General features: G+C 67.0%; 11 protein-coding genes. 2 read left to right on the top strand and 9 right to left on the bottom strand.

The features are described from left to right. Positions 1-58: 58 nt before the first annotated feature. Genes QQM39_RS17145 through QQM39_RS17155 form a run of 3 tightly spaced genes read right to left on the bottom strand, consistent with a single transcriptional unit; the run spans position 59 to position 2,430 of the window. Entirely contained in the window at positions 59-1,171 is a 1,113-nt protein-coding gene (locus QQM39_RS17145) for a glycosyltransferase (RefSeq protein WP_301997698.1), read from the bottom strand. Continuing rightward, the gene (locus tag QQM39_RS17150) at positions 1,168-1,689 is read right to left on the bottom strand and encodes a putative colanic acid biosynthesis acetyltransferase (protein WP_301997699.1); all 522 of its coding nucleotides are present in this window, start codon (positions 1,687-1,689) and stop codon (positions 1,168-1,170) included. The genes QQM39_RS17145 and QQM39_RS17150 overlap by 4 nt, the downstream gene beginning before the upstream one ends. 36 nt (positions 1,690-1,725) lie before the next feature. Next, complete coding sequence (locus QQM39_RS17155; RefSeq protein ID WP_301997701.1) at positions 1,726-2,430, bottom strand: CDP-alcohol phosphatidyltransferase family protein; 705 nt, start codon at positions 2,428-2,430, stop codon at positions 1,726-1,728. A 270-nt stretch (positions 2,431-2,700) separates the two neighbouring features. Here QQM39_RS17155 and QQM39_RS17160 point away from each other — a divergent pair, with 270 nt between their 5' ends. After that, positions 2,701-4,407 carry a hypothetical protein gene (locus tag QQM39_RS17160; protein WP_301997702.1) on the top strand — a complete coding sequence of 569 codons (1,707 nt, stop codon included), beginning with the start codon at positions 2,701-2,703 and terminating at the stop codon, positions 4,405-4,407. A gap of 33 nt (positions 4,408-4,440) precedes the next feature. Here the strand turns inward: QQM39_RS17160 and QQM39_RS17165 are convergent, their stop codons facing one another. After that, positions 4,441-5,820 (bottom strand): exopolysaccharide biosynthesis polyprenyl glycosylphosphotransferase, encoded by a 1,380-nt coding sequence (locus tag QQM39_RS17165; RefSeq protein ID WP_302003614.1) that lies wholly within the window; start codon positions 5,818-5,820, stop codon positions 4,441-4,443. 525 nt (positions 5,821-6,345) lie between these two features. Here QQM39_RS17165 and QQM39_RS17170 point away from each other — a divergent pair. Continuing rightward, complete coding sequence (locus tag QQM39_RS17170; protein ID WP_301997703.1) at positions 6,346-6,891, top strand: hypothetical protein; 546 nt, start codon at positions 6,346-6,348, stop codon at positions 6,889-6,891. A 97-nt stretch (positions 6,892-6,988) separates the two neighbouring features. Here QQM39_RS17170 and tuf read toward each other — a convergent pair whose 3' ends face one another. The 5 genes from tuf to QQM39_RS17195 all read right to left on the bottom strand — a co-directional run bounded on the left by tuf (position 6,989) and on the right by QQM39_RS17195 (position 12,244). Beyond that, positions 6,989-8,182, bottom strand: a complete 1,194-nt coding sequence (gene tuf, locus QQM39_RS17175) for an elongation factor Tu (RefSeq protein ID WP_062706810.1) — start codon at positions 8,180-8,182, stop codon at positions 6,989-6,991. Between the two features lie 155 nt (positions 8,183-8,337). Continuing rightward, on the bottom strand, positions 8,338-10,464 hold the full coding sequence (gene fusA / locus QQM39_RS17180) for an elongation factor G (RefSeq protein ID WP_301997707.1): 2,127 nt from the start codon (positions 10,462-10,464) through the stop codon (positions 8,338-8,340). A gap of 39 nt (positions 10,465-10,503) precedes the next feature. Continuing rightward, entirely contained in the window at positions 10,504-10,974 is a 471-nt protein-coding gene (gene rpsG, locus QQM39_RS17185) for a 30S ribosomal protein S7 (RefSeq protein WP_003998848.1), read from the bottom strand. Between the two features lie 2 nt (positions 10,975-10,976). Next, positions 10,977-11,348 (bottom strand): 30S ribosomal protein S12, encoded by a 372-nt coding sequence (gene rpsL / locus QQM39_RS17190; RefSeq protein ID WP_003948652.1) that lies wholly within the window; start codon positions 11,346-11,348, stop codon positions 10,977-10,979. A 329-nt stretch (positions 11,349-11,677) separates the two neighbouring features. After that, positions 11,678-12,244 (bottom strand): DUF1707 and DUF4190 domain-containing protein, encoded by a 567-nt coding sequence (locus QQM39_RS17195; protein ID WP_301997709.1) that lies wholly within the window; start codon positions 12,242-12,244, stop codon positions 11,678-11,680. Positions 12,245-12,252 lie beyond the last annotated feature (8 nt).

Consider the following 12,252-nt stretch of genomic DNA (forward strand, 5'->3'; position numbering starts at 1 on the left):
CCCTGATGCCTCCGTCTGGGCCTGTCGTATCCGGCCACGCGCGGCGTTTGACGAGCTGTCAGAGGTTTCGGTAGAGCTCCTCCAGTCGGTCCGCCACCGCATGGATGGAGAAGGCTTCCTCCACCGCGCGCTTGCCCGCTTCCACCAGCCCACGGCGCCTGTCCTCGTCGGTGAGCAGCTCGCAGACCGCCTCGGCCATGGCCTGCGGGCTGCCGTCCGTGACGATCGCCGCTCCCCGGCGCGCCAGCTCGTCCGCCATGCCGCAGGTGTCGGTGCACACCACCGGCGTTCCGGCGGACAGGGCTTCGATCACGGTCATGGGGAACGGCTCGTCCACGCTCGGCAGCACGTATACGGCTGCCTTCGCATAGGCGCGCACGGCCTCGGCGTACGACAACGCCCCGCCGTAGGCGACGACATCCCGGAGCCGGTGGCCGGCGATGAGCTGACGTACCGTCGGCAGCGACCCCTCGTCGGTCCCGTGCAGGGTGAACCGCACCTCGGGCAGCTTCCGGTGCACCAGGGCGGCCATCTCGACGAACGCCTCCGGGCGCTTACGCGGGTGCAGCCTCGCCATGAAGAGCACCTCCGGGGCGTGCCGCCGAGGCTCCACCACCGCGTTGCGCTCCGGCCGCACCCCGTTGGGCAACGTCAGCAGCGGCGGCCCCTCCGGTCCGATGACCTCGGACACAGCCCGTCGCTCCCTCTCGGTGAGCACCAGACAACCGCGCGCCCGGCGCAGCAGAGGCACGTACAGACGGTCGAAGAGCTTGGCGACCAGCCTGTGGCGTGGCTCCACCATTCCGTGCGTCTGCGTGAAGAACCTCTTTCCCCGCAACGTCGCCACGGCCAGCGCGGTGAGGGAAACGAGGTCGCGCCCAGCGTGGATGTGCACCACATCGGCCCTGCCCATGGAACGCCACATGTCCCGGACGAGCAGCGGGTTCATGAGCCCGGTGAAGCGGCCCGGAAGCAGGGCGCGCGCGGGGCGCGTACGCAGCGGAACCGAGCCGATGCGTGCGGGTGCCCGGGATTCGCCTCGCCACAAGGACAGCAGCGTGACCTCATGGCCGCGCGCGGCGCACTCCTCCAATTGTCCCGTCGCCACGCTCGTGGGACCGCCGTACGCTCCGTCCTCGCTGACGAGCGTCACCACATGAACGAGCCTCATCCCACACCCCTCGCCATGACGACCTCGGCCGGCGCGACGTCCCGGTGGGCGATCGCCGCGGCGCCCACCACGGCGCCACGGCCGACGGTGACCCCTCGCAACACGACGGCCCGCGCCGCCACCCAGGCTCCGGGCTCCAGGCGGATGGGCCCGTTGTCGAACTCGAAGGTGGGACTGTGGCGTTGATGGCTTCCGGTGCACAGCAACGCCCCCTGGGAGACACAGGCGTTGCTGCCGATGCTGATCCGCTCGAGGTTCAGCAACCAGGCGTCCTCGCCGATCCATACGTCGTCGCCGACGTCCAGCCGCCACGGCCAGTGCACACGCACCCGCTGACGGATCAGCACCCGCTGCCCGACCCGCGCGCCGAAGGCCCGCAGCAGAGCGGGCCGCCAGCGGGCCGGGAACCACCACTTGACGAAGACGAGGTTGAGAACAGCGAACCAGGCCGCCTGAACGAGCAGGGGGCGCCCCTTGTCGTAACCGGCTCCGGTGAAGCCTCGCAGGGAGCGTTCCACGGGGTGGACCCTTCTTTGTGCGGGGAATGAATCGAGTCAGGACAGTTCTCGGAACCACTTGGCGAAGAATGCGGGCACGAGCATCAGGTGGGCCACGAGCAGGGCGACATACAGCGCGAAGAAAAGCTTCTGATTTCCCAGGAACAAGAAGATCAGGCACAGCAGGCCGTAATCCACGGGCAACAGCGCCATGACACGGACAGCGGAGGGCGGTCGCATCGGGTCGACGTGCGGGTCGGCCCCCCGCCGTCTCAGCTGTTCCGTCAGGATTCCCCCGAAGAACAGCAGGACAGCAGCGAACTGGAAAGTGATCGGGGTGAGCAGCAGGACCGGGCGCGGCAGTTCGAAGAACCGGTAGAATGAAATCAGAACCGCCGCATGGACGCTCAGGATTTTGGCGCAGTCCACCACATGGTCCATCCACGCCCCGGCAGGGCTGGCCGACCCGTGCAGCCGGGCCAGTTGACCGTCCGCGGAATCCAGCGCGAAGCCGACGAGCAGGGCGAGCGTCACCCATCGTGCGAGCGCGTGTGAAGGGGGGTAAAGGGCGATCGCGACAATGCCCGGAAAGGTGACCAGGCCACTTGCGGCGGTCACTTGGTTGGGCGAGAGCCCGATGCGGTGGGCCGCGGCCGCGAGCAGTCTTCCGGCCGGCCGATTGACGAATCGTGAGTAACCGGGGACACCGCGGGCGGGCTTCTGCGCCTTCGAGAGCTGCCTCAGTGCGCTGGGGAAGTCCACTCTCTCAACCTCATGCCTGAGCAGGCGCGACGATCACCGCGGATGTGATGAGGTACGGAAACGTCGCGACTCGCCCACGGATGACTGTCTCGCCATGATCGCCATGTCACGAACGTAAGTGCTCGGGCCCGCCACACCCGATGGGACAAGCGGACTTATCGTGAGATCCACCCGATTGGCCCCGGGTGTGAGCGTGCCCGCGACCGTCACCCAAGTCGAAATGAATTCCTGTAGTAGAAAGATCGGCATTCCGACACAAGGGCGGACGGCATGTACGTTGGGCAGACGGCAGGCGATCTCGGCGTCATCCGCACGACGGACGACCCCACCTCAGCGCCTCGACGGGCAGCCGAAAAGGCAGACCGGTTCCTTTCCTACGGACTGTTCGGTGCGGTCCTTTTCCTCCACTCGGCCCTCGCTCTGTTCATCGGGGCGAACGGCTGGGACGACGGATCCATCACGCTGGCGTTCGCGCGCACCTTTGTCGAGTCCGGTCAGATCGCGCTGACACCGCCGTCAGAGACGGTCGAGGGGTTTTCAAGTCCCTTTTGGTTCTTGCTGATGGCAGGCACCTACCGGGTGTTGCCCTTGGACTTCGGCGGCATGATCCTGGCCGGCCAGCTGTGGTCCGCACTCTTCGCGGCCATCGGTGCCGTACTGCTGCACACCATGGTGCGACAGTACGGCCGCGTCCAGGCTTGGGTGGTCAGCCTGGTGCTCTTCGGGTACGGGCCGTTCCTCAACGAAACCATCAACGGAATGGAGATGACGTCGCTGTCCACGGCCGCGCTCGCGATCGTGTGGCTGTTTCGGAGCGGCCACCGGCATGCGTGGATCGGGCTGATGCTGCTGGCGGCCACAGCCCCGTGGATCCGGGCGGAAGCCGTCGGGTACGTCATCGCCGGCGCTGTGGTGTTGGTGCTGTGTTCGAGGGAGTATCGCCGGGCGTGGGCCCTGGTCGCGGGGGCCGTTCTCTCCTTCGCGGTCCTCACAGCGGTTCGCCTGGCGATTTTCGGCTCGCCGCTGCCGAACACGATGATCGCGAAGCAGTCCAGCCCGTACAGCGCGGACTCGACGATCAGGCACGTCCTGCAGGTGTCCGTGGCCGCGGTGGAGGTTCTCTACGTCCTGCTGCCGGCAGCGGTCATCGCCGTCACGGCGTGGGCAGGGATGCGCAGCGGGTTGCGGTCGGCGGGCGCGGAGGCGGTCGGGCGAATTCGCTCACGGAGCGTCCACCCCGTCGCGAGTTTCGGCCTCGGGTACATCGGTGCTGTCGCGGTCTTCAACGTGGCGATCGGTCGGAATTGGGGCTACATCGGGCGGATGGAGCAGTCCGCGATCGCCCTGGGCGTAGTGGCGCTCGCCCTGTCCAAGCCCGGTGTCATGCGATTCCTGAAATCCACGCCACGCCTCTTCGCCGTGATCGCCGCGATGCTTCTGCTCACGGCCTGCGGCATCGAAAAGCAGTTTATCGCCGCACGGCTCCACCCCGAGAGCGAGGTGGCTGTCACCCCAGCGGCATACCGTATGACCGGCGAGGCGATGGACGAGGTGCGGGTGAAGCTGGGACAGCCGGAACTGACCGTATTGACCCCGGATGTCGGCGGCTCGAGTCTGTGCTGCGCCAACTTGAAGATCCTTGACCTGGCCCTGCTTGCCAACACCGCGCTCGCTCGCGACGGATACGCGGCGATGCCCTCCTACCTGGCGGCCAACAAACCCGAACTGGTGGAGACGCACGGCATGTGGTCGGAGGTCTCCAAGCTGTACGACATCGCCTACTTCCGGCACAACTACACGCCCATTGTCGTCCACGGCATGTGGATGTACCTGCGAAACGATCTCCGCCTGCAGCTCGAATCACGGTGCACACCGATCACCCCTGAGAATGCGCGCCCGCTTCGCTACCGCGGTGCCGATGCCGATGAGCGGTATGTGCGCTCCCTGAATCTCGATTCGGTATGCCGGCTTTCCTGACCGGTTCGGTCCGGCACACCGGACCAGACGTTCTCAGTAGGCGCCGCGCCCGTCCAGCACAGCGCGAACCGTGCGGGCCATGACCGTCATGTCCCAGGTCCACGACCAGTTGTCGACGTACCGCAGATCGAGCGAGACGGTCTCGTGCCAGGACAGGTCGGATCTGCCGCTGACCTGCCACAGCCCCGTGAGGCCGGGTTTGACGCTCAGTCGGCGCATCTCCACCTCGTCGTAGCGGGCGACTTCCTCGGGCAGCGGCGGGCGGGGCCCCACCAGCGACATGTGGCCGAGCAGGACATTGGCCAACTGGGGCAGCTCGTCCAGCGAGTAGCGGCGCAGAAAGCGTCCGGCAGACGTGACCCGGGGATCCCGGCGCAGCTTGAACATATGGCCGTCGTGTTCGTTCGCCGCCGCCAGGTCACCCTTCATCCGGTCCGCGTCCACGACCATGGTCCGGAACTTCCACATGGGGAAAGGCACCCCGTCCCGGCCGACGCGGACCTGACGGTAGATGACGGGCCCCGGCGAACTGATGCGCACGGCGAGCGCCAGCAGCGCGAACAGGGGAGCCAGCACCATGAGCAGGACGAGCGAGCCTGCCCGGTCCGTGGCGGCCTTCAGCAGCGTCGGCAGGCCACGGCGCGTCGGCGGCGAGACGTCCAGCAGGGTGAGCCCGGCCGCCGAGGCGATACGGACCCGGCGCCGGGCCACTTCGACGATGCCGGGCAGCACCATCAGCCGGCGGCCCCGGTCGTGCAAGGCCCAGGACAGCCGGCGAAGCCGGTCCCCGCACATGTGCCTGCCGGTGGTGACGAAGACCAGGTCGGCGCCGAGCGCCTCAGCCGCTTCCGCCACGGGCACGGCATCCTCGTCCGGAGCTGCCGGCGCGCCGACCCGCAGCCGGGCGGACACGGGCACACCGGACAGCAGGTCTCCCTCGCCCAGCACACAGGCCCCGACCACCACGTACCCGTGGTCCGTGCGCTCGGCGAGCTGTCCGACCACGGAGTCCACCGCCCCGGCCTCACCGACGACGAGGACGCGTCGAAGCCCTCGGGCGCGTCGGCGTACGGCCAGGACGTGGCGGTGGATCGCCTTGCGGCAGACCACGGTGACCGCCAGGGACGGGCACAGGGCGGCAAGAGCCGCCGCCGGGGGCTCGCCGAGCCCGAATACCGTCCGCAGTACGGCCAGGGCGCCGAGCAGCACCAGCCAGTCCCGCACCACCGGTCCGACCGGGGCGCCTTCGTCCCATGTCCAGGGTGCGTAGCGCTTGGCGGCGAGGCCCACGAGCACCCAGACGACCGTGATCGCCACCGCCTGGTGCACGGGGTGGGCCGCACCGATCAGGGAGAGGATCACCACTGTCGGCAGCGCCATCCCCAAGGAGTCGGCGCAGACCGCGACCGGCACGTACCACCGGTTGGCAGGGCGTTTGGGCGTGGTGGACCGGTGCGGTGTGAGGGAAATCGCCTGCCTCGACACCGCGCTGGTGGACTGCCGCATGGTTCTCCCTATGACCCCGGCCCTCGGCGAACACGTGGGGCGCGGCTGCATCGGAGGAGCAGCTCACGCCCTATGTGAGGGTTATATCAACATTTTTTGAATGTATGTCCTACTTGCCTGACTTGGCGCCGGGCGTTTCTTGCCGCCGGACAACGTGCTCACAGGCGGCGGAAACCGGCCCCGCACAGGGGCGCGACGGCCTCGTCGAACGCCCGCGACGACACTTCGACACTCGGCCTTTCCGGTGCTCTGCAACTCGGACGGCCTACGCAGAGGAATCCCCGGGAGTGGCGTTCATCGGATTGTGCAAATGATCAGATGCCCCCCAGCGGATGCGGATCAGCACCCGAATCGCCGAAGGCAGCCGAAGGAAAGGGTGCGAGTGTCCGCCCGGGCGGGATCCGGTCCACCCAGAACAAAGGAGCACTCGTCGTGCGAGCAACCACTCGAGCAACCACCCGGTCCACACGAGCGAGATGGGGGGCGCGCTGCGTCGGCCTCGGTCTGGCCACAGCACTGGCGGTCACCTTCGCGGCGGGCCCCGCGGCGGCCGCCCCGGGGCCTCAGCTCGAGGCCGAGGTGGCGCCCGAAGAAGTCGCCGATAACCCCGACTGCGCCGACATCCCGGGGCAGAGCGGCTCCACAGAATTCGACACGAACACGGCCCCGACGGACGGGCAGGTGATCAACATCAACGGGCAGGGAACGATCACCATCGGCATCACGGAAAGGACGGAGGAGCCAGACGGGCAGCTGCTGAGTTTCAGCATCGAGGGCCCCTTCGCCGCTACGGCAGTCATCGTCAAGGGCGGTCCGGCGAACGAGGGCGGAGCCAACCTCTACGACTACACGGATACGCCGGCCGGCCAGGTCGAGGCCGACGAAACGCTCCACGCCCAGCTCAACCCCACCGGTAATGCCCTCACCGACATCAGCCACGTCGCCTTCTGCATCGTCCCGGACGGCTCCAACACCTGACGCGTCCCCTGCCGGAAAGCAAAAGGGCCCGTACGACCGAAGTCGTACGGGCCCCTTCAGGAGCTCGCGTCGGAGCTACCAGGTCACATCAACAAGGTCACTTGTTGATCTTGGTGACCTGGCCGGCGCCCACGGTCCGGCCACCCTCACGGATGGCGAACTTCAGGCCCTCTTCCATGGCGACGGGCTGGATGAGCTCCACCTTCATCTCGGTGTTGTCACCCGGCATGACCATCTCGGTGCCCTCGGGGAGGGTCACCACGCCGGTCACGTCCGTCGTACGGAAGTAGAACTGCGGACGGTAGTTGTTGAAGAACGGCGTGTGGCGGCCACCCTCGTCCTTGGACAGGATGTAGGCCTGCGCCTCGAACTCGGTGTGCGGGGTGACCGAGCCCGGCTTGATGATGACCTGGCCGCGCTCGACGTCCTCGCGCTTGATGCCACGGAGCAGCAGACCGACGTTCTCACCGGCCTGGCCCTCGTCGAGCAGCTTGCGGAACATCTCGATGCCGGTGACCGTGGTGGTGGTCTTCTCCTGCTTGATGCCCACGATGTCAACGGTCTCGTTGACCTTCAGGACACCACGCTCGATACGGCCGGTGACGACCGTACCGCGACCGGTGATCGTGAAGACGTCCTCGATCGGCATCAGGAACGGCTTGTCGACGTCACGCTCGGGCTGCGGGATGTTCTCGTCGACGGCCTTCATCAGGTCGAGGACGGTCTGGCCCCACTCCTTGTCGCCCTCAAGGGCCTTGAGCGCCGAGACCTTGACGACCGGCAGGTCGTCGCCCGGGAACTCGTACTCGGAGAGCAGCTCACGAACCTCGAGCTCGACGAGCTCCAGGATCTCCTCGTCGTCCACCATGTCGGCCTTGTTCAGGGCGACGACGATGTACGGAACGCCGACCTGGCGGGCCAGGAGCACGTGCTCCTTGGTCTGCGGCATCGGGCCGTCGGTGGCGGCGACCACGAGGATGGCGCCGTCCATCTGGGCAGCACCGGTGATCATGTTCTTGATGTAGTCCGCGTGACCGGGGCAGTCGACGTGGGCGTAGTGACGCGTCTCGGTCTGGTACTCGACGTGCGCGATGGAGATGGTGATACCGCGCTGGCGCTCCTCGGGAGCCTTGTCGATCTGGTCGAAGGCCGAGGCCTCGTTCAGGTCCGGGTACGCGTCGTGCAGCACCTTGGTAATGGCGGCCGTGAGGGTCGTCTTACCGTGGTCGATGTGACCGATGGTGCCGATGTTGACGTGGGGCTTAGTCCGCTCGAACTTCGCCTTCGCCACGGGGTCCTCCTGTGGAGTGGTTCTGAACGCCTTGCTTCATCGGCGCCAGGTGATCTTTGCTGGAAAGCCCGGGCCCCGGGGCATTCCGACCGCTATTGCGGCGGAATGCCCCCTGAGGCTCCGGAGTCAAGCCTAAAGCGTGTGAACGCGGTGCGTTACTCGCCCTTGGCCTTCGCGATGATCTCCTCGGCGACGTTCCGCGGAACCTCGGCGTAGGAGTCGAACTGCATGGAGTAGCTGGCACGGCCGGACGTCTTGCTGCGCAGGTCGCCGACGTAACCGAACATCTCCGAGAGAGGCACGAGGCCCTTCACGACGCGGGCACCCGCCCGCTCCTCCATGGCCTGGATCTGGCCACGGCGGGAGTTGATGTCGCCGATGACCTCACCCATGTAGTCCTCGGGCGTGGTGACCTCGACGGCCATCATCGGCTCAAGAAGAACGGGGCTGGCCTTGCGCGCGGCCTCCTTGAAGGCCTGCGAACCGGCGATCTTGAACGCGAGCTCGGAGGAGTCGACCTCGTGGTAGCCACCGTCGATGAGCGTGACGCGGACGCCCGTCATCTCGTAGCCCGCCAGGATGCCGAACTGCATGGCCTCCTGCGCACCGGCGTCGACCGAAGGGATGTACTCCTTCGGGATACGGCCACCGGTCACCTTGTTCACAAACTCGTACGAGGCGTCGCCGCCCTCGATCGGCTCGATCGCGATCTGCACCTTGGCGAACTGGCCGGTACCACCAGTCTGCTTCTTGTGCGTGTAGTCGACGCGCTCGACGGCCTTGCGGATCGTCTCGCGGTAGGCGACCTGCGGCTTGCCGACGTTGGCCTCGACCTTGAACTCACGGCGCATACGGTCGACCAGCACCTCGAGGTGCAGCTCGCCCATACCACCGATGATGGTCTGGCCGGTCTCCTCGTCCGAGTGGACCTGGAAGGAGGGGTCCTCCTCCGCGAGACGCTGGATGGCGACACCCAGCTTCTCCTGGTCACCCTTGGACTTGGGCTCGATGGCGACCTGGATGACCGGCGCCGGGAAGTCCATGGACTCCAGGATCACCGGGGCCTTGTCGTCGCTCAGCGTCTCACCGGTGGTGGTCTGCTTGAGGCCCATGACGGCGACGATGTCGCCGGCGCCCACCGACTCGATCTCCTCACGCTTGTTCGCGTGCATGCGGTAGATCTTGCCGATGCGCTCCTTCTTGCCCTTGACGGAGTTCAGCACGGCGGTGCCGGACTCCAGGCGACCGGAGTAGATCCGGACGAAGGTGAGCTTGCCGAGGTGCGGGTCGCTCATGATCTTGAACGCCAGCGCCGACAGCGGCTCGTCGTCGGACGGCTTGCGCTTGACGACCAGCTCGGGGTCCTTCACGTCGTGGCCCTCGATGGCCTCGACGTCGAGCGGGGTCGGCAGGTAGCGCACGACCGCGTCGAGCAGGGGCTGGACGCCCTTGTTCTTGAACGCGGTGCCACAGAACACCGGGGTGACCGTGGTGTCGCTGGACTTGCCGGACGCGATGGTGATGCGACGGATCGCGGCGTACAGCTGCTCCTCGGTGGGCTCCTGGCCCTCCAGGTACAGCTCCATGATCTCTTCGTCGTTCTCGGCGACGCCCTCGACCAGCTTGCCGCGGTACTCCTCGGCAGCCTCGATGTGCGTGGCCGGGATGTCGACGACGTCGTACATCTCGCCCTTGGCGGCCTCGGCGGACCACACGAGCGCCTTCATGCGGACCAGGTCCACGACGCCCTTGAAGTCGGCCTCGGCACCGATCGGAAGCTGCATGACCAGCGGCTGCGCACCAAGGCGGTCCGAGATCATGTCGACGCAGCGGTGGAACTCCGCGCCGGTCCGGTCGAGCTTGTTGACGAAGCAGATACGCGGCACGCCGTAACGGTCGGCCTGACGCCACACCGTCTCGGACTGCGGCTCGACACCGGCGACACCGTCGAACACCGTCACGGCACCGTCGAGCACACGCAGGGAGCGCTCCACCTCAACGGTGAAGTCGACGTGCCCCGGGGTGTCGATGATGTTGATGGTGTAGTCGTTGTCCTCGAGCGGCCAGTGACACGTGGTCGCAGCAGACGTGATCGTGATGCCACGCTCCTGCTCCTGCTCCATCCAGTCCATGGTGGCAGCGCCGTCGTGGACCTCACCGATCTTGTAAGACACACCGGTGTAGAACAGGATCCGCTCGGTGGTGGTCGTCTTGCCCGCGTCGATGTGGGCCATGATCCCGATATTGCGGACCTTGGCCAGGTCAAGTGAAGTGGTAGCCATAAGGCTTCAGTCTTCTCTCGGTCTCGATGTGGGTAGCGACTACCAGCGGTAGTGCGCGAAGGCCTTGTTGGACTCGGCCATCTTGTGCGTGTCCTCGCGCTTCTTCACAGCGGCACCGAGGCCGTTGCTGGCGTCGAGGAGCTCGTTGAGCAGACGCTCGGTCATGGTCTTCTCGCGACGGGCGCGGGAGTAGCCCACGAGCCAGCGCAGCGCCAGGGTGTTGGCACGGCCGGGCTTGACCTCGACCGGGACCTGGTAGGTGGCGCCACCGACACGGCGGGACTTGACCTCAAGGGTCGGCTTGATGTTCTCGAGAGCGCGCTTCAGCGTGATGACCGGGTCGTTGCCGGTCTTCTCGCGCAGGCCCTCCATGGCGCCGTAGACGATGCGCTCGGCGGTGGAGCGCTTGCCGTTCAGCAGCACCTTGTTGATGAGCGACGTGACCAGAGGAGAACCGTAGACCGGGTCGATGATGACCGGGCGCTTCGGGGCGGGGCCCTTACGAGGCATTCTTACTTCTCCTTCTTGGCGCCGTAGCGGGAACGGGCCTGCTTGCGGTTCTTGACACCCTGGGTGTCGAGGGAGCCACGGATGATCTTGTAGCGAACACCCGGCAGGTCCTTCACACGGCCGCCGCGCACGAGCACGATGGAGTGCTCCTGCAGGTTGTGTCCCTCACCCGGAATGTAAGCGGTGACCTCGATCCCGCTGGTCAGACGCACACGCGCGACCTTACGCAGGGCCGAGTTCGGCTTCTTCGGGGTGGTCGTGAACACACGCGTGCAGACGCCACGACGCTGAGGGGAACCCTCGAGCGCGGGCGTCTTGTTCTTCTCGACCTTGTCCTGCCGGCCCTTACGGACCAGCTGCTGGATCGTAGGCACTACTTCTCCGGTTTCTGTGTGCCGAATGGTGAAGCTAACCTGGAACGTCGCCGACCCACGCGGTCGGGTGTGTCGAATCCGGCGGATTCCCGCCGCGAGGCGAAAAGAGCACAGATTACGGTGGCCGCTCACAGCTCGCTATGCGGTTGAAGGCACGCACGAGAGCCAGGGCACACCCCAGGCACAAGGTCTGAGCGTACCTACCTCATTCGCTGCGGTCAAAACAAACGGGCCTCGCCCGCATCGCCATACGGCCGATGTCAAGACCACACGGCGTGTCCGATCTTCGAATCTCCGATACGGCCACGTCAGCCCGCCCCTCCCGGACCTCATCCGGACACGGCGGCGGCCACGACCATCAGCGTCAGCAACAGCGCCCAACACCCGGTCGACAGCCAACCGAGCACGAGCCCGGTCAGGGCGAGTCCGTCGCCGCTCTCCCCGGTGCGGCGCATCTCGGCGCGTGCCGCGTGTCCCAGCACCACCGCCGGTACCCCGGTGAGCCCGAAGGACACCAGACACAGCGCGCCGCACACGGCGGAACCGACCGCCTTGCCGTTCGTCTGCGGCCGGGGCACCGGCAGGAAGGCCCCCGGTACGGGCATGACGGCCGCCGGCTGCGCCATGGGGCCCTGGGGCAGGTCGGCGACCAGCAGGGCCAGCTCGCCCACCGTACGGGCCGCGTAGGCCCGCGCGACCCGCCTCTCGAACTCGGGGTGCTCCAGGCGCCCCTCCCCGTACCCGGCCTTGAGCACGTCCACGGCACGCTCACGGTCGGCGTGCGAGGCGAGCATCGCGGGGGCACCGGCGCCGGCCCATGGCTGAGGAACCCCGGTCCCCTGCCACGGCTGTGGAACACCGCTCCCCTGCCACGGCTGCCACGACGGATGTGTCATGGAGCACC

It is taken from the genome of Streptomyces sp. DT2A-34 (assembly GCF_030499515.1).
Taxonomy (GTDB): Bacteria; Actinomycetota; Actinomycetes; order Streptomycetales; family Streptomycetaceae; genus Streptomyces.

What these genes read in the sequence shown, in the direction of transcription:
- QQM39_RS17145 (WP_301997698.1), bottom strand. Translation starts at nt 1,171, where the DNA reads ATGAGGCTCGTTCATGTGGTGACGCTCGTCAGCGAGGACGGAGCGTAC.
- QQM39_RS17160 (WP_301997702.1), top strand. Translation starts at nt 2,701, where the DNA reads ATGTACGTTGGGCAGACGGCAGGCGATCTCGGCGTCATCCGCACGACG.
- fusA (WP_301997707.1), bottom strand. Translation starts at nt 10,464, where the DNA reads ATGGCTACCACTTCACTTGACCTGGCCAAGGTCCGCAATATCGGGATC.
- rpsG (WP_003998848.1), bottom strand. Translation starts at nt 10,974, where the DNA reads ATGCCTCGTAAGGGCCCCGCCCCGAAGCGCCCGGTCATCATCGACCCG.
- QQM39_RS17195 (WP_301997709.1), bottom strand. Translation starts at nt 12,244, where the DNA reads ATGACACATCCGTCGTGGCAGCCGTGGCAGGGGAGCGGTGTTCCACAG.